Genomic DNA, 17,426 nt, shown 5'->3' with positions numbered 1-17,426 from the left:
GCCATATTCATCTGCTGATACGTTCGAGAGTAATTTGAGCGCCAAAAAAACGTCCTCCGCCCCGGCCCGCTCCGCAAAGAAGGCGGCAGCCCCAGCCCCCGCCGCCAGCACGGACGGGGTCGCCCCTACTGACACCCCCGCACCTGCAGATACCGCGGAACAGGAAGCACAGCCCCTGTTTTCGGAACTCGGCCTGTCCGAGCCCATCCAGCAGGCCATTGATGAGATGGGATACCGTCATCCCACCCCCATCCAGGCGCAGGCCATTCCGTATGTGCTGATGGGGCGCGACGTCCTTGGCGTTGCGCAGACCGGGACCGGCAAGACCGCGTCCTTTACCCTGCCCATGCTGGAGATTCTGTCGGGGTCGCGGGCACGCGCACGGATGCCGCGTTCGCTCATCCTTGAGCCGACGCGTGAACTGGCACTGCAGGTCGCGGAAAATTTCGTCAATTACGGCAAGCACCTCAAGCTGACCCATGCGCTGCTGATCGGCGGCGAGAGCATGGCGGAACAGAAGGAAGTGCTGAACCGTGGCGTTGACGTGCTGATCGCCACCCCGGGGCGGCTGATCGACCTGTTTGAACGCGGCGGCCTGCTGCTGACCCAGACCCGGCTGCTGGTGATCGATGAAGCGGACCGCATGCTGGACATGGGCTTCATCCCCGATATCGAGAAGATCGTGGCCATGCTGTCGCCGCTGCGCCAGACCATGTTCTTTTCCGCCACCATGGCGCCGGAAATCCGCAGGCTTGCGGACATGTTCCTGCGCAACCCCAAGGAAATCACGGTCAGCCGCCCCTCCTCCGTCGCCTCGACGATCGAGACGGGGCTGGCCATTGTCGACGCCAAGGAAAAGCGCCGCGCACTGCGCAAGCTGCTGCGTGCGTCGGACATGCAGAACGCCATCGTGTTCTGCAACCGCAAGCGCGATGTCGATGTACTGTGCAAATCCTTGGTCAAGCATGGATTTTCGGCAGGCCCACTGCATGGCGACCTCGCCCAGTCGCTGCGATTTTCGACACTTGAGGCGTTCAAGAGTGGCGAACTGAAGATCCTGGTCTGTTCCGATATCGCAGCGCGCGGAATCGACATTGGCGGCCTGTCGCATGTGTTCAATTTCGACGTGCCGTTCCATGCCGAGGATTACGTCCACCGAATCGGCCGCACCGGTCGCGCGGGCCGCACCGGCCATGCCTACACGCTGGCCACGCCAGATGAGGAGGCACTTGTCATGGCAATCGAGAAACTGACGGGCAAGCCCATTCCCCGAATCGAAATCCCCGGCGTGGAAACGCTGGACTGGTCGGAAGAGCCTCGCACGGGCAATGGCCGCCGCAAGTCCACCCGCAAACCCGCCGCCGCAACTGAGCCGCCTGCGGCAACCCCGGCTGCCCCCACGGCCACGACCGGGGACGCGCCCGCACCGCGCAAATCGCGCCGGTCGCAGGGAGGCACGGCAGGGTCGTCTGCCACCCAGCCTTCCACGCGTCGCGAGTCCGGGCTGCTGCCGTCGGCCCCCGACCAGCCGGTTACCGGTTTTGGCAATGATGTCCCGGCCTTCATGCAGTTGCCGCGCCGGGAAAAGTCCGTCATCCCAGCGGACGAATAGACACGCAGCCAGCAGGCGATAAACAGGGAATGGAGAACGCGGTGACGAATGCCATCCGGGTGGTGGCACTCGGCAATGATGGGGATGGCATGGCCCAGACCCCACAGGGACGGATATTCGTGCCCGGCACGGTACCGGGTGATGAAATCCTGCTGGCGGCCCAAAATGGCACGCACGGCACGCTTGATCGCATTGTGGTGCCCGGTGCCGACCGCGTGGATGCCCCCTGCCATCTGTTCGGTGCCTGTGGTGGGTGCCGGCTTCAGGACATGGCGCTCCCTGCCCTGCTGGAATGGAAAACCGGTCGCGTGACCGAAACCCTGCAACGGGCGGGGTTTGATCCCATTCCCGCCCCGCAGGCCCATCAGGTCAGCCCGCATGGCAGGCGCCGGGTCGATCTGGCCTTCCGCCGGGTCGAAAAGCAGATCGTGCTGGGGCTGCATCGCCGCCATGGCGATGTGGTCGACATGAGCGAATGCACATTGCTCGACCCCACGCTGTTTGCCCTGCTGCCCCCCCTGCGCGCCATGCTGCATTCGCTTCCGGCCGTGCGTGCAGGCGGTGACATCCAGATCAACCTGCTGGATAGCGGCCCCGACCTGCTGATTACGATGGACGGCACGCCAGACGCCAATGACCGGCGCATTCTGGCGCAGTTTGGCAAAAAGCATGGCATCCCCCGCATTTCCCTGCAGGGACGGCCACCGGAAACGCTGGCGCTGACCGGCCCGGTCTTCCATCATTTTGATGACGTGCGTGTCGTTCCACCACCGGGTGCGTTCCTGCAGCCCGCACGGGCGGGTGAGGCCTTTATCAAGTCAGCCGTTCTGGCGGGTCTGCCACGCAAGGGGCTGAAGGCGGGCATAATCGAATTATATGCAGGTTGTGGCACGCTTTCCTTCTCACTGGCTGAACACGCGAAGGTCCATGCCTATGAAGGTGATCGTGCGGCCCTTGCCTGCCTGAAGCAGGCCAGCGGCGGCACGCGCGTCCTGCCCGCGCTGCGTGACCTGAACCGGCAGCCGGTCATGGCGACCGACCTGGCCAAGGCTGCGGCAGTGGTACTGGACCCACCCCATGCCGGGGCCGGTGCGCAGATTGCCCAGATCGCAGCGGGCAGGCCGCCATGCATCATTTATGTCAGCTGCAACCCTGCCGCCATGCTGCGGGATCTGACGCCATTACGTGACGCAGGCTACCGTCTGGACAGTGTCACGGTCATTGACCAGTTCCTGTGGTCAGCAGAGGTCGAATCCGTGTGCGTGCTGACCCTGCCGGGGGCAAGCCGCCGTAACCGGCGGTAAACCTGCAAAAGGTTTTGGTGAAGCTGTTTTCAGAAAGCTTCAGGGAACGCCACCTTCAAAAAAGCGGCACCCAGAAACTTCTGTCTGTTCATCGATACGTCAGACGTGGAAGCTTTCCCCGCACCCGCAGCGTCCCTTTTCATTGGGATTGCTGAAGGTGAAACCGGACTCAAGCTGCTTGACTTCATAGTCCATGACCGACCCGATCAGGAACAGTGTTGCCTTGCGGTCCACCAGCAGGGTCACCCCCTTGTCCACCACCACTTCGTCACCCGGCCCGGCCTGCTCGACAAAGCTCATGTCATAGGCATGACCCGAGCAGCCTTTGGTCGAGACGGCAATACGCAGCAGGTGTCCGGCGTGGTTGGTCTGGTACAGTTTTTCCAGCCGCTGCGCCGCCCGGTCCGTCAGGGTCATGAGTGGCGGCAGGGCACGGCGCGGCGCCGCAGTTGTGGTCGTGGCGTTTTGTTCAGTCATGGCACGTTCCCCTTGCTGGGTTCAGAACATGTTCAGGGCAAGACGCGCATCTTCGCTCATGCGCGACATGTCCCATGGCGGCTCCCACACGATTTCAACCGTGGCGGTGGTAACCGTATCGATCTTTTCCACTGCTTCCTTGACCTGCGCGGGCAGTTCCTGCGCACTGGGGCAGTTGGGGGCTGTCAGCGTCATCTCGACCTTGACCGATCCATCATCATGCAGGTCGATGGCGTAAATCAGGCCGAGTTCGTAGATATTAACCGGAATTTCCGGGTCATACACCGTAGCGATTGCGGCGATGACCGTCTCCTCATCGGGTACGCTGGCATCCTTCGGGGGATCAGCGGGCTTTTCCCCGTCCGGCGTCCATGTCGATACGGGTTCCGCGTGCGGGGTGGGCGTTCCCTCGACCTCAAGGGAGAAATGCCCGGCTCCCTCTGCCATGCCGATGGCAGGCTCTACCTGATTTTTCTCGTCCATGAGACCTTCACCTGTCTTTATCATCATTGAGCATCTCGATCAGTGCCGACCACGGCAGCATCGCGCAGCGGATACGTGAGCGATGCCGGTGCAATGGCGCAAAAACCGAAAGGTCGCCCAAACCCTCCGGGGCGATACCTGTTTCAACGGTCGTCACAAGTTCGGCATGCAACTGATTGACATGCGCGGGCTTCTGCCCCGTTACCCGTTCGGCCATGAGGTCGGCAGAGGCGGCACAGATCGCACATCCCCGCGTTTCATGCCGTACTGCTGCAATCCGTCCCTGCGCATCGACACTGGCCTGCAGCTTCACCCGGTCACCGCACAGGGGGTTTGATCCTTCCCCATGCCTGTCCGCGCCTGTCAGTGGACCAGCGTAACGCGGCGTCCTGGCCCGTTCCAGCACTACGGTGCGATACAGATCATCCTGCGCCATGCCCACTTACGCCATCAGACAAAAAAGCCGCGGATCTGTTCCAGCGTGGCGGCCAGGAAGTCGATTTCCTCCGGCGTGGTGTAAATACCGAAGCTGGCACGCGCCGTGGCCGTAACCCCCAACCTGTGCATCAGCGGCTCGGCACAATGGTGGCCAGCCCGCACCGCGATCCCGTTGCGATCCAGAAGAGTGGCGATATCATGCGGATGGACATCGTCCATTGTGAATGAAATCACCCCGCCCCGGTCTGGCGCGGTCCCGATCACCTTCAGTCCGCTGACATTGCCCAGAGCCTTCAGCGCATGGGCCGTCAGGGCTTCCTCGTGCGCACCAATCGCATCGAAGCCGATGGATTCGATATAGGCAAGGGCTGCACCCAATCCAATGGTCTCGATAATGGCGGGGGTGCCTGCCTCGAACTTGTGCGGGACACTGGCCCATGTCGAGCGTTCGAACGATACGGTGGAAATCATGTCACCGCCGCCAAGAAAAGGCGGCATGGCATCAAGGATCTCGCGTCGTGCCCACAGCACACCAATGCCGGTCGGACCATACAGCTTGTGGCCGGTCACGACATAGAAATCGGCATCCAGTGCACGTACGTCCACCCGGCGATGGACGGCAAGCTGGCTGCCATCGAACAGCACCTTCGCCCCGGCCGCATGCGCCATGTCGGCAATGGCGCGGGCATCGGTGATCGTGCCCAGTACATTGGACATATGGGTGATCGCCACCAGCGCCACCCGTCCGTCGGACAGGTTGCGCTCCAGCGCGTCCATATCCAGCGCGCCGTCATCGGTAATGGGCGTCACGCGCAGTTCGACACCCGTGCGGTCCCGCAGCATCTGCCACGGCACGAGGTTGGCATGGTGTTCCATTTCGGACACCAGCACCACCTGCCCCGGCTTCAGCAGCGAACCGAAGGAATGGGCGACAAGGTTTATCGCCTCGGTGCTGTTGCGGGTGAAAATGATTTCCTCCCGCGCACCGGCGCCAAGAAAGGCCGCTACCTGATCGCGAACGGCCTCGTACGCTTCCGTCGTGCGTTCGCTCATCCAGTACAGGCCACGGTGGATATTGGCATACTGGGTGCGCATGGTGTCCGCCATGGCATCAATGACCTGCCGTGGCTTCTGCGCCGAAGCCGCACTGTCCAGAAACACAAGGTCCTTGCCATGCACCTTCTGCGACAGGATCGGGAAATCGGCCCGGATCCGGCGCAGGCTGCCCGCGATATCCGTAGGGCTGGTGACAGTCTGGTCCATTATGCGACCTCCCGCGTCCACCATGCCTCTACGGCAAGGTTCAGGCTGTCCTTCAGCCGCTGATCATCAATCTGATCCACGACATCATGCAGGAAGGCGCGGATCAGGATGGACCGCGCGGTCGCATCCGGGATGCCACGGCTACGCAGATAGAACAGCTGGTCATCATCCAGCGCGCCAACGGTGGCGCCATGGCTGCACTTCACGTCATCGGCGTAGATTTCCAGTTCCGGCTTCGCGTCGATTTCCGCGCCGTCGGACAGCAGAAGCGCCTGATTCATCTGGTAGCCATCGGTCTTCTGGGCAATCCGCTCGACAAGGATCTTGCCCTGAAATACCCCGCGCGCCTGATCGGACAGGACGTTCTTGATCGTCTGGCGTGATACGCAGTCCGGGGCGGCATGGGTAATCACGCTGGTCAGGTCGCCATGCTGGTGGCCGGACAGAAGCTGCGCGCCGTTGACATGCACGCTGGCCCCCGCCTGCGTCAGCCCGGCATGGACTTCATGCCGTGACAGGCTGGCCCCCAGCGTGAGCGTGAAGCTGTCATACACGCCCCCCGCGGCAACGCGGGCATGGCTGACCGCCAGATGCACCGCCTGTTTGCCTTCCGCCTGGATGCGGGCATGCGACAGGTAACCCTTTTGCGCAACGGCAATGTCATAAAGCGGATTATGCAGATACTGCCCACGACCGACCGACGCATCCAGCAGCGCCAGCCTGCCCCCCGTTTCCACCACAATGCGGTGGCGCGGGTGAAAGGACACCGGCGCGGCCTCCTGCGTCATACCGATGCTGACCAGCAGCAGGCAGCCCGCATCCACGCCTTCCGGCACGACCAGCTCCAGCCCGTCGCGCGCAAGGACGGTATTCAGCGCGGTGGTGACATCCCCCGCCGGGTCGATCCCGTCATCAGGCAGCGTGCCTGCGGCCAGCGTCGAAATCTTGACGCCCGTAGGCAGTCGCGACCGGCCGACATCGAAATATCCGTTCACGAACACGACACGGCTGGCAGCCGCGCCAAGGCCGGAAATGGTCTCGACTTCCGCCAGCAGGGTATCGACGGCGCTGCCATCCACCGCCTGCGGCGCGGCTGCGAACGGCACATCGGCCAGCGCGCGCAGGGATGTGTATTTCCACGCTTCCACCCCCGCGCGCGGCAGGCCGGCATGGCGCAGGAAATCAGCGGCTTTCTGCCGCTGTGCATTGGCCTTTACGTCACCCCGGTCGAGAAAGGCGGCAGCGTTGACCCCGACCGGTGCAATGGCGTTCACGCCGCCTCCGACAGGAACTGGGCGTAACCCTGCGCCTCAAGCTGCTTGGCCAGTTCGGGACCACCACTGTGGATGATCCGGCCCTTCGCCATGACATGGATGCGGTCGGGCACGATATAATCCAGCAGCCGCTGGTGATGGGTGATGACCAGCGCCGAGAAATCGGGGGAGCGCAGGGAGTTCACCCCTTCGGCCACGATGCGCAGGGCATCGATGTCCAGCCCGCTGTCCGTTTCGTCCAGAATGGCGAAGGACGGCTGGAGCATGCGCATCTGCAGTACTTCGTTGCGCTTCTTCTCCCCGCCCGAAAAGCCGACATTGACGTTGCGCTTGAGCATCTCGTCCGACATGGACAGATGCTTCGTCTCCTTGCGCACGGCCTTGAGGAAGGCCACGGCGTCCAGTTCCTCCTGCCCGCGCGCGCGGCGCACGGCGTTGACGGCGGTGCGCAGGAAGTTGGCATTGTTCACACCCGGCAGTTCAACCGGTGTCTGGAACGCAAGGAACAGGCCAAGGGCCGCGCGCTCTTCGGGTTCCAGCGCCAGCAGGTCCTGCCCCCTGAAGGTGGCGGAACCGGCGGTCACTTCATAATCCTCACGCCCCGCCAGCACGTAGGACAGGGTGGACTTGCCCGAACCGTTCGGCCCCATGATGGCGTGCACCTCGCCCGCGGGAATTTCCAGATCAACGCCACGCAGGATGTCCTTGTGGGTCTCCCCGTCCGAAATACGGGCGCACAGGCCATTGATGCTTACGAATTGCTTGCTCACGTCTTTCAATCCCTGTTAGCCCACGCTGCCTTCTAGGCTGATCTGCAGAAGCTTCTGTGCTTCCACCGCGAATTCCATCGGCAGTTCCTTCAGAACGTCCTTGCAGAACCCGTTCACGATCAGGCCCACCGCATCTTCTTCCGACAGGCCGCGCTGGCGGCAGTAGAACAGCTGGTCTTCTGATATCTTGGATGTCGTTGCCTCATGCTCCACGCGCGCGGACATGTTGCGGCTTTCGATATAGGGCACGGTATGCGCCCCGCACCGATCCCCGATCAGCAGGCTGTCGCACTGGGTGAAGTTACGGCTGCCCGATGCCTTGGGCATCATGCGCACCAGCCCGCGATAGGTGCTGTCGGACTGACCCGCGCTGATGGTCTTGGCGATGATGGTCGAACGCGTATTGCGCCCGATATGGATCATCTTGGTGCCGGTATCGGCCTGCTGATGGTTGTTGGTCACGGCGACGGAATAGAATTCGCCCACCGATCCCTCACCCTGCAGGATGCATGACGGGTATTTCCACGTAATGGCCGAGCCGGTTTCCACCTGCGTCCATGAAATTTTGGACCGCGCGCCACGGCACGCGCCGCGCTTGGTCACGAAGTTGTAGATGCCGCCCTTCCCGTTTTCATCGCCGGGGTACCAGTTCTGCACGGTGGAATACTTGATCGAGGCATCTTCCATCGCCACCAGTTCCACCACGGCGGCATGAAGCTGGTTTTCATCGCGCATGGGCGCGGTGCAGCCTTCAAGGTAGGAAACCGAAGCCCCGTCCTCCACCACGATCAGGGTCCGCTCGAACTGCCCCGTATTACGGGCATTGATGCGGAAATAGGTGGACAGTTCCATCGGGCAGCGCACGCCCCTGGGCACGAACACGAAAGAACCATCGGTGAACACGGCAGCATTCAGCGCAGCATAGAAATTGTCCGTCACCGGCACCACGCTGCCCAGGTATTTGCGCACCAGTTCGGGATGTTCCTGCACCGCTTCGGAAATGGGGCAGAAGATCACGCCCGCTTCCTGCAGCGTCTTGCGGAAAGTGGTGGCGACGGACACGCTGTCGAACACGGCGTCAACCGCGACCGGTGCGCGTGCTTCCTGTCCCTCGGGCACTTCCACGCCTGCCAGCATCGCCTGCTCATGCAGCGGGATGCCCAGCTTCTCATACGTGCGCAGCAGTTCGGGGTCGACTTCCTCCAGCGACTTGGGGCCGGGCTTCTTGCGCGGGGCGGCGTAGTAATGCACGTCCTGATAGTCGATGGGCGGATGATGGACCTTGGCCCATGTGGGCTCACGCATTTCCAGCCATGACCGGTACGCCTTCAGCCGCCATTCCAGCAGCCATTCCGGTTCGTTCTTGCGCGTGGAGATCAGCCGGATCGTATCTTCATTCAGGCCCTTGGGCGCGATATCCATTTCGATATCGGTCTCGAACCCCCATTTATAGGTGTTCTGGCCCAGGGTTTCGACCGTCTTGCGGGTTTCGGCTACTGCCGGCATGTGTCTTTCCTCCCCTGTTTCAGGCCGTGGCCGCGGGCCCGCCGGGCATGGACGGCGCCTGCAGGCCGCCCAGTCTGTCAATGACTGTATGGTTTTTCATGTCCGCCAGCGTAATGGCGGACAGGGCGTTGCGGATGGCAGCGTTGACCATGTCCCACTGGCCACCCAGGCCACAGGTGGAACGGGCGTCACAATCCCCGCCATCCACGCATGTCGTCAGCGATATGGGGCCGTCGATCGCCTGGATCACGGATGCGATCGAGATTTCCTCCAGCGGGTGGGCAAGCCTGTAGCCGCCACGCGCCCCGCGCTGCGAGGTCACGATGCCCTGCGTCGCCAGAATCTTGAGCACCTTGGCAACGGTGGGTTCGGGGATGCCCGTCGAACGCGACAGGACAGGCGAGGTCGTGACCTCGTTCTTCTGCCCCAGCCGGACCAGAGCCACGACGGCATAATCGGTCAGTTTCGACAGTTTCAGCATTCCGCTCTCCCGTCCGTTCCGGTGGTCATGGCTAATTGGACCGGAACAGTACTGTTTCCTGAAGTTTCAGATGGGCTACCAGCCGCGCGTCGTCAAGTCCAATCGTACCCTGCGGTCATGCCTTATCCGATCCCGGTTCCGAATATCAGCTGTAATAGCACGGACAGCCCGCACCCGGCCAGAAACCCGACCAGCGTGCCATTCAGCCTGATATACTGCAGATCCTTGCCAACCCGCAGTTCCAGGCGGTCACTCAGACTTTCTGCATCCCAGCCATTCACGACCGAGTAAATAAAACGCGACATGCGGTCCCGCAGGAAGGGCAGGCTGCCCATGATCATGCCGCGCGCGCCATCCTCAACCCGTTTGCGCATGCTGGCGTCATGATACATCTGGTCCGCCAGACGCTGCAGCGCATCACGCACGAGCGAGGACAGCCACCCGGTGTCCCCCTTGCTCATGTCCTCCTCGATCAGGCGACGCAGGCGGCGCCAGACGTCGCTGCTCCATCCGCGCACGCTATCGTGCGTCAGCACGCCCATCACGGCGTCCGTAATTTCGCGCCGGCGCACGGGATCCTGCTCGATGCGGTCGATCTCGGTGCGGACCCACGTGGTGAATCCCTCACGCAATTCTGAATTCTGCGGGTCGATCCGGTCCAGTTCCTGTCCCGCCGCCAGAAGCACCTTGGTCGCGATCGACCCGCCAATGGCCCAGCCCAGCACGCGACCACCCTGTTCGCGCACGCGTTCCTCGATCATCATGCGCAGGGCGGGTTCCTTGGCCTTGATCCCCTCCTTCAGCCGCGACAGCAGGAATGACAGCACTTCCTGATGGCAGTCCCCTTCCACCATCGCACGCAGGCTGCGGGTCACGACGGGGGCGATTTCCTCACCGCCCAGCAGGGTCGGCAGCAGACGGGCGATGGCGGAACTGGCCCGCCCGTCCTCCAGCCGGTCCAGCACGTGCGGCACGGACCCCAGCACGGCGCGGTTGACCATGTCCAGCGTCTCCGGCTCCTGCAGTATGTTGCCGATGATGGAGGGCAGGTCGATGCGGCTGAACGCGGCCGCGACTTCCTGTTCCGTGAACACGTTGGTCGAGACGAACCGCCCCAGCGCCTGCGCCAGGCGCTCCTTCTGCGCGGGCAGGATGGCGGTATGCGGAATCGGCAGGCCCATGGGCCTGCGGAACAGCGCGGTCACGGCAAACCAGTCGGCAAGGCCGCCCACGACCCCGGCCTTGGTGCCCGAACGCAGGATTTCCAGCCACGGACGTTCCGCAAGCCAGCCCATCTGCGGCAGGGCGTACCCCGCGACCGTAAGTCCCGCCATGACTGCTAGCAGGCCGGTCGCAGACCGCTTGTGACGTTGCAGCGTACGCCGCGCGTCCTGATCCGTTTGTGGAATACCGTTCATGAAGTCCTTGATACCATTGTCTCCCCTCCAGCCCAAGCAACACTCGGTGTAACGCGCCAAATAGGCGTGAATATGCCATGGTGGACATTGCGGCCCGCCGCCGAACATGGGATTTGGGGAAACCATGACGTTTTTTCATGACAGGACAACACGATGACCGAAGCCGCCGCGCGGACTGTCTCTGACCTGCTGCACCAGGCGGAGCGACTGATTACCAGCCATGACGAGACCGCAACCGGCAGCCCGGTCATGGCGCTGGCGCGTCAGATCGGCCGGCAGATGGCCGGTGGCACCCTGTCGATGGACACGGTGGAGGAAATCGTGCGCCTGCTGCGCGACCGGGCCTTTGCCGGGCGCGCGCACCATATCGCCGCCTATCTGGACGGCCCCGAGGACGGGGCGGTGGCCACGCGCATGCGTGACGTCGCCCGTCGCATCGTACAGCCGGACCCCGATGACAGCCCCGTGCCCATCGCCCGCTTCCGCGCCGCGATCGAACGCAGCCGCTTCGCCGCCGTGTTTACCGCGCACCCCACATTCGCGCTGGCCAACCCGGTATACGAGGCGCTGGCGGACCTTGCCTCCGCCAATCCCGCCACGGCCCCGGCGCACGTGCCCGCCTTCCTGACCCACCGCCGCGTGGGACCGCCCACGCTGGATGAGGAGTTCACGCTGGCGACGCAGGCCATCCTGCGCGGGCGCAACGCGCTGGACCGGCTGAACACCATCCTGCTGTCCGAAGCGCGGACCCACTGGCCGCAGCTGTGGGCCACGCTGGCGCCGCGCCCGATCATCATGACCAGCTGGGTCGGCTACGATACCGACGGGCGCACCGATATCGGGTGGTGGGACACGCTGCGCCTGCGGCTGCGCATGAAGCAGATGCAGCTTGCCCGCCTGCATGACCAGATCGAACCCGTGACGAGCTGCGCCAACGACCTGCTGCCCCGCATCCAGACCGCGCTGGACACCGTGGCCGCCCAGATCGCCGCATGCCCCACCGGGCCGGAACCCGAGGCGGTGTCCCGCTTTGCCGATGTGCTGATCACCCGCAGCGCCGACGCGCTGACCAGCACCAACGACCTGAACGCCGCCTTCAGCGAAGCGATCGACGCCGCCGCCCCTGATGACAAGATGGCGCTGGTCGTGGCGCGCGCGGGCTTCATGGCGCATGGCCTGTCGGCGGCGCATACGCATACGCGCCTGAATGCCACACAGCTGCATAACATCGCCCGCCAGCGTCTGGGCATTACCGACAACCCCGACATCCCGGCCCAGCGCCGCGCGCTGATCAGCCGCATGAACGAAGCGCTGGAGACCGTGACCCCGATCGAGATCGACTTCGGATCGCTGCTGATGGAACAGGCCAGCGCGGGACGGCTGATGATGACGGTGCGCCAGATCCTGCGCCACATCGACCGCACCAGCCCCATCCGCTTCCTGATTGCCGAGACCGAGACCGGCTACACCCTGCTGACCGCGCTATGGCTGGCGCGGCTGTACGGGGTGGAGGACATGATCGAGATCTCGCCCCTGTTCGAGACGCAGGAAGCACTCGAAAACGGCGAGCAGATCATGGAGGAGGCCCTGCGCTCCCCCCACTGGCGCGCCTACCTGCAGCGCACGCGCAAGCTCAGCCTGCAGTTCGGCTTTTCCGACTCCGGGCGGTATGTGGGCCAGCTGGCCGCGACCTACCTAATCGAACGGCTGCGCATCAAGGTATGCGACCTGCTGCGCAAGTGGGACCTGGCGTTTGTGGAGGTCATCCTGTTCGACACCCACGGCGAAAGCATTGGCCGTGGCGCGCACCCCTACCGGCTGGCGGACCGTTTCGACTACCTTTCCCCGCCGCATGCCCGCGCGCGCTTCACCCGTGCAGGGATCCAGATGCGCGAGGAAACGGCCTTTCAGGGCGGGGACGGCTACCTTCTGTTCGGCACGCAGACACTGGCGGATGCCACCGTCAGCATCATTGCCGAACACGCCTTCGCCACCACCACGCTGGACCGCGACCCAGTTTATGACGAACCCGATTTTTCGGCCGATTTCTTCGCCACCATCGCCAACGGCATGACCGGGCTGGTGGAAGACCCCGGCTACGCTGCCCTTCTGGGCGCGTTCGGGCCATCGCTGATCGACAAGACCGGATCGCGCCCGTCCGCGCGGCAGAGCGACGCGGCATCGACCGTGACCCGCATCAAGCACCCCAGCCAGCTTCGCGCCATTCCCAACAACGCCATCCTGCAGCAGCTTGCATGGTGCGCGAACACATTGCAGGGGCTGGGCACGGCGGCGGCGCGCCATCCCGAAACGTTCGAGAAATATCTGGCGGAAAGCCCCCGTTTCCGTCGCGCCATGGACTTTGCCGCCCACGGGCTGGCCCATTCCGATCACGGCGTGCTGCGTGGTGTCATCCGGCTGCTGGACCCCGATATGTGGCTGGAACGCGCCACCACGCAGAAGGACCCGGCCCGGCAGGAAGCCTGCCTGTCGCTTATGCACGGGCTGGAAAACCTTGATTTCTGGGCCAGCACGCAGGCCATGTTCCGGCGTATCCAGTCCGATCACCTCGCACTGCGCCGCGCATGGCCGGATGCCCCGCGCATGCAGCCCGATGAACTGCTGCTGCATGCCATCCGCATCGCGATCATCGAGCAGATCTGGATGCTGTCCACGCGCGTGCCCTATTTCTCGCCCCGGCATGCGTTTTCGCGTGATGTGCTGACGCTGAAGGTGCTGTGCCTGGAAATCCCCGGTGTGCTGGCGGAACTGGAACAGATCTTCCCCTACCGTTCGGACGGCAGCTTCGACCTTGATTTCCATGAACCGCACGGCCCCCGGCAGGAAGGCACCTATCACCGCGAATATACCGAAATTTTCGAGCCGATGCAGCGCCTGTTCCAGATGGTGCGCGAAATCAGCACCGGGGTGATGCACCATGTCGGCGCCTTTGGCTAATCCCCCCAGGGCGTCGCGCAACGGGTGGCGGATCAGTGAACCGCCCCCGCCCTATGGCGTGGCGTTAGCCCAGACCCCCGCCATACGGCGGGTCGTGGCGAATAATCCCGGCCCCATGACCGGTAATGGCACCAACAGCTGGCTGGTGGACCATGCCGGGGGATGCGTGGTCATTGACCCCGGCAGCGCGGACCCGGCCCATCTTGACGCACTGGTGGCGGCTGCGGGGGATCGTCCCGTGACCCACATCATCCTGACCCATACCCATCGTGACCACCTTGAGGGGGCGCGACCGCTGGGGGCACGGCTGGGCATTCCGGTCTGCGGCTTTCATGCCAGCGCGGAACCGGACTTCACCCCCGATACCGGACTACGGGACAAAGATGAAATTGCGGGACTGAGGGTGCTGTACACGCCGGGGCACGCCAGCGATCACATCTGCCTGGAGACGGCAGATGGCATCATCTTCACCGGGGACCATGTCATGGGATGGTCCACCACCATGGTGCCCCCTGCCCCGCATGGGTCGGTCCAGCAGTTCCTGGACAGCATGGACTACCTGTTGCAACGCGACGCCCGCCTGCTGCTGCCAGCGCACGGCCCGGCGATACCGCATGTGAAAGCCTGTATCGAGGGACTGGTCGCCCACCGCCGTGCACGCGAAGAAAGCATCCTGACGCTGCTGCCGGTGGAACCGCGCACGCTGGATGACATCGTGGACAGCATGTACCACAACCTGCGTCCCGGCCTGCGCCGGGCAGCGCGACTGAACCTGCATGCCCATCTGGAAAAGCTGGAGCATGATGGCCGCGTCCACCATCAGGCGGACAGGTGGATGAAGATCATCGCCTGATCGTCTTTCCCGGCGCCACATCACCCGAACAGGCCGGATCCCATCCGTCACCTGAACGACGAACCCATCTGGCAGAATACTGCTGTCAGGCAGCGGAAACCGTTCCCCTGCCCGTTCACGCCATCTACGTATCGTCCGTCATCGCTGTGGGAGCGCGCGGCCATCGTATAACTGCGGGAAACGTCAGCACCGTTCATGACACGCCGCAATGCCCGAAACCGTTCGGCTGTCCATGAACGTTCGATCAGATTGAGTCGTCTACAGCCCCGCAGGGCAGTTACCGGCTTCCGGTCCGACACAAAAAAACCGTGCTGAACGACACGCGCGCATGCCATGGAGCCACCGACTTTCCTTACATACATCTGACGACACCATCCAACCGCATATTTTCTGCTTCCTGCGGGCAGGCACAAAAAAAACCGGCCCCCTTTCGGAAGGCCGGTTTCCTTTTGATGCTCTCTTTCGAGAAAGATCAGGCGGACTTCGCCATGATCTCTTCCGCAACGTTGCGGGGCACCGGATCGTAGTGGTGGAACTGCATCGTGAAGGATGCACGGCCCTTGGTCATCGAACGCAGGTGCGAGATGTAGCCGAACATTTCCTTCAGCGGCACCATTGCACGGACCATGACGGTCGAACCGGAGGTTTCCTGGCTCTGGATCATGCCACGACGACGGTTGAGGTCACCCACCACGTCACCAACGTGATCGTTCGGGGTGGTCACTTCCACATCCATGATCGGCTCGAGAATGACCGGACCGGCCTTCTTCATGCCTTCACGGAAGCAGGCCTTCGCCGCGATTTCGAACGCCAGCGCCGAGGAGTCGACATCATGGTACTTGCCGTCCAGCAGCGTGAACTTGAAGTCCACCGTGGGGAAGCCAGCCAGCACGCCGGTCGAAGCCTGCGCCTGAATACCCTTGTCCACCGCCGGAATGTATTCCTTCGGCACCGAACCACCGACGACCTTGTTCTCGAAGGAGATGCCTTCGTTACGCTCGACCGGCGCGAACTCGATCTTCACTTCGGCGAACTGGCCCGAACCACCCGACTGCTTCTTGTGGGTATAGGTTTCGGTGTGCGCCTGGGTGATGGTTTCGCGATACGCAACCTGCGGCGCGCCGATGTTCGCATCCACGCCATATTCACGACGCAGACGGTCGATGATGATGTCGAGGTGCAGTTCGCCCATGCCGGACAGGATGGTCTGGCCGGTTTCCTGATCGGTCTTCAGACGCAGCGAGGGATCTTCACCGGACAGCTTCTGCAGCGCCAGCGTCATCTTCTCGACCGCATCCTTCGTCTTCGGCTCGACGGAGATGTCGATGACCGGGATCGGGAAGCTCATGCGTTCCAGCACGACCGGATCAGACGAATCGGCCAGCGTATCACCCGTCTGCGTGTCCTTCAGGCCCACGAAGGCGGCAATGTCACCAGCGTGCACTTCCTTCAGTTCCTCACGCTTGTCAGCGTGCATCTGGAAGATACGACCGATACGTTCCTTGTGGCCCTTCGTGGTATTCAGCACGGTGTCACCGGTGCGCAGGACGCCACGATAGACGCGCACGAAGGTCAGTGTGCCATACTTGTCGTTGATGATCTTGAAGGCCAGGCCGGCAAACTTGCCATCCGGGTCAACCGGGATGATCGGCAGCTTGTTTTCGTCAACTTCCTCATCTTCCGGCGGGGCGATGCGGATGCCTTCCACGTCGTCCGGCGCGGGCAGGAAGTCGATGACGGCGTCAAGCAGGGGCTGCACGCCCTTGTTCTTGAACGCGGTGCCGCACAGCACGGGACGGAAGTCACCCTTGATGGTGCCCTTCTTGATGCAGCGCTTCAGCGTCGCAACGTCCACGTCGCCCTTGTCGAAGTATTCTTCCATCGCCGCGTCATCAACGGACAGCGCGGTGTCCAGAAGGTTCTGGCGCGCTTCGGCGGCCTTTTCCTTCAGGTCGTCGGGGATTTCCTCGTAATGGAACTTCGCACCCAGCTCACCACCTTCCCAGACGATGGCGCGCATCTCGATCAGGTCGACCACACCGACGAAGTTTTCTTCGGCGCCGATGGGCAGCTGCAGCGGGATCGCGACGATGTCCAGCTTCTCCTTCAGGGTGCTGAAGGCGTAGTAGAAGTCGGCGCCGGTACGGTCCAGCTTGTTGATGAAGATGATGCGGGGCACGTTGTAGCGGTCAGCCAGACGCCAGTTGGTCTCGGACTGCGGCTGCACGCCGGCCACGCCTTCGATGATGAAGATCGCACCATCAAGCACACGCAGCGAACGATTGACTTCGATGTTGAAGTCAATGTGGCCCGGGGTGTCGATGATGTTGATGCGGTGGCCTTCCCACTCACACGTCACGGCAGCCGAGGTGATCGTGATGCCGCGCTCACGCTCCTGCGCCATGTAGTCGGTGGTGGTGTTGCCCTCGTGCACCTCACCGATCTTATGGGACACACCGGTGTAGTAGAGGATACGCTCGGTGGTGGTGGTCTTGCCGGCATCGATGTGCGCGGTAATACCGATATTGCGAATCAGGGACAGATCAGACTTGGCGGACACGGGGGAACCTCCACAAGACAACACGGGCG

14 protein-coding genes are annotated in these 17,426 nt (G+C 63.0%); 4 read left to right on the top strand and 10 right to left on the bottom strand.

Annotation, left to right across the window (positions count from 1 at the left end):
- The first annotated feature begins 34 nt into the window (after positions 1 to 34).
- Positions 35 to 1,612 (top strand): DEAD/DEAH box helicase, encoded by a 1,578-nt coding sequence (locus HNO79_RS05545; RefSeq protein WP_010512930.1) that lies wholly within the window; start codon positions 35 to 37, stop codon positions 1,610 to 1,612.
- Positions 1,613 to 1,641: 29 nt separating this feature from the next.
- Positions 1,642 to 2,916 carry a class I SAM-dependent RNA methyltransferase gene (locus HNO79_RS05540; RefSeq protein WP_214164983.1) on the top strand — a complete coding sequence of 425 codons (1,275 nt, stop codon included), beginning with the start codon at positions 1,642 to 1,644 and terminating at the stop codon, positions 2,914 to 2,916.
- Between the two features lie 99 nt (positions 2,917 to 3,015).
- On the opposite strand, the gene HNO79_RS05535 is transcribed toward HNO79_RS05540, so the two are convergent.
- The 9 genes from HNO79_RS05535 to HNO79_RS05495 form a co-directional block, all read right to left on the bottom strand.
- The gene (locus tag HNO79_RS05535) at positions 3,016 to 3,393 is read right to left on the bottom strand and encodes a HesB/IscA family protein (RefSeq protein ID WP_010512928.1); all 378 of its coding nucleotides are present in this window, start codon (positions 3,391 to 3,393) and stop codon (positions 3,016 to 3,018) included.
- A gap of 21 nt (positions 3,394 to 3,414) precedes the next feature.
- Entirely contained in the window at positions 3,415 to 3,876 is a 462-nt protein-coding gene (locus HNO79_RS05530; protein ID WP_010512927.1) for an SUF system Fe-S cluster assembly protein, read from the bottom strand.
- A gap of 7 nt (positions 3,877 to 3,883) precedes the next feature.
- The gene (gene sufU, locus HNO79_RS05525) at positions 3,884 to 4,312 is read right to left on the bottom strand and encodes a Fe-S cluster assembly sulfur transfer protein SufU (RefSeq protein ID WP_048855722.1); all 429 of its coding nucleotides are present in this window, start codon (positions 4,310 to 4,312) and stop codon (positions 3,884 to 3,886) included.
- Positions 4,313 to 4,326: 14 nt separating this feature from the next.
- Entirely contained in the window at positions 4,327 to 5,577 is a 1,251-nt protein-coding gene (locus tag HNO79_RS05520; RefSeq protein WP_214164984.1) for an aminotransferase class V-fold PLP-dependent enzyme, read from the bottom strand.
- Entirely contained in the window at positions 5,577 to 6,851 is a 1,275-nt protein-coding gene (gene sufD / locus HNO79_RS05515) for a Fe-S cluster assembly protein SufD (protein ID WP_214164985.1), read from the bottom strand. The genes HNO79_RS05520 and sufD overlap by 1 nt, the downstream gene beginning before the upstream one ends.
- Positions 6,848 to 7,621: a Fe-S cluster assembly ATPase SufC gene (gene sufC / locus HNO79_RS05510; RefSeq protein ID WP_010512922.1), complete on the bottom strand. Its 774-nt coding sequence runs from the start codon at positions 7,619 to 7,621 to the stop codon at positions 6,848 to 6,850. Before sufC ends, sufD begins: the two co-directional genes overlap by 4 nt.
- 15 nt (positions 7,622 to 7,636) lie before the next feature.
- Positions 7,637 to 9,127 (bottom strand): Fe-S cluster assembly protein SufB, encoded by a 1,491-nt coding sequence (gene sufB, locus HNO79_RS05505; protein ID WP_048855719.1) that lies wholly within the window; start codon positions 9,125 to 9,127, stop codon positions 7,637 to 7,639.
- 19 nt (positions 9,128 to 9,146) lie between these two features.
- On the bottom strand, positions 9,147 to 9,608 hold the full coding sequence (locus tag HNO79_RS05500; RefSeq protein WP_010512920.1) for an SUF system Fe-S cluster assembly regulator: 462 nt from the start codon (positions 9,606 to 9,608) through the stop codon (positions 9,147 to 9,149).
- A 122-nt stretch (positions 9,609 to 9,730) separates the two neighbouring features.
- On the bottom strand, positions 9,731 to 11,026 hold the full coding sequence (locus tag HNO79_RS05495; RefSeq protein WP_010512919.1) for a DUF445 domain-containing protein: 1,296 nt from the start codon (positions 11,024 to 11,026) through the stop codon (positions 9,731 to 9,733).
- Positions 11,027 to 11,179: 153 nt separating this feature from the next.
- Here HNO79_RS05495 and HNO79_RS05490 point away from each other — a divergent pair, with 153 nt between their 5' ends.
- Together HNO79_RS05490 and HNO79_RS05485 are read left to right on the top strand one after the other, a co-directional pair.
- A complete protein-coding gene (locus tag HNO79_RS05490) occupies positions 11,180 to 13,984 on the top strand; it encodes a phosphoenolpyruvate carboxylase (protein ID WP_010512918.1) in 2,805 nt (934 codons plus the stop codon).
- Positions 13,965 to 14,837 carry an MBL fold metallo-hydrolase gene (locus tag HNO79_RS05485; RefSeq protein ID WP_214164986.1) on the top strand — a complete coding sequence of 291 codons (873 nt, stop codon included), beginning with the start codon at positions 13,965 to 13,967 and terminating at the stop codon, positions 14,835 to 14,837. Before HNO79_RS05490 ends, HNO79_RS05485 begins: the two co-directional genes overlap by 20 nt.
- 472 nt (positions 14,838 to 15,309) lie before the next feature.
- Here the strand turns inward: HNO79_RS05485 and fusA are convergent, their stop codons facing one another.
- The gene (gene fusA, locus HNO79_RS05480; protein ID WP_010512915.1) at positions 15,310 to 17,397 is read right to left on the bottom strand and encodes an elongation factor G; all 2,088 of its coding nucleotides are present in this window, start codon (positions 17,395 to 17,397) and stop codon (positions 15,310 to 15,312) included.
- Positions 17,398 to 17,426: the final 29 nt, after the last annotated feature.

The organism is Komagataeibacter oboediens (genome assembly GCF_018491655.1).
GTDB classification, from domain to species: Bacteria; Pseudomonadota; Alphaproteobacteria; order Acetobacterales; family Acetobacteraceae; genus Komagataeibacter; species Komagataeibacter oboediens.
Note: the sequence above shows the minus strand (reverse complement) of the source record. Positions and strands in the feature narration are given on the sequence as shown.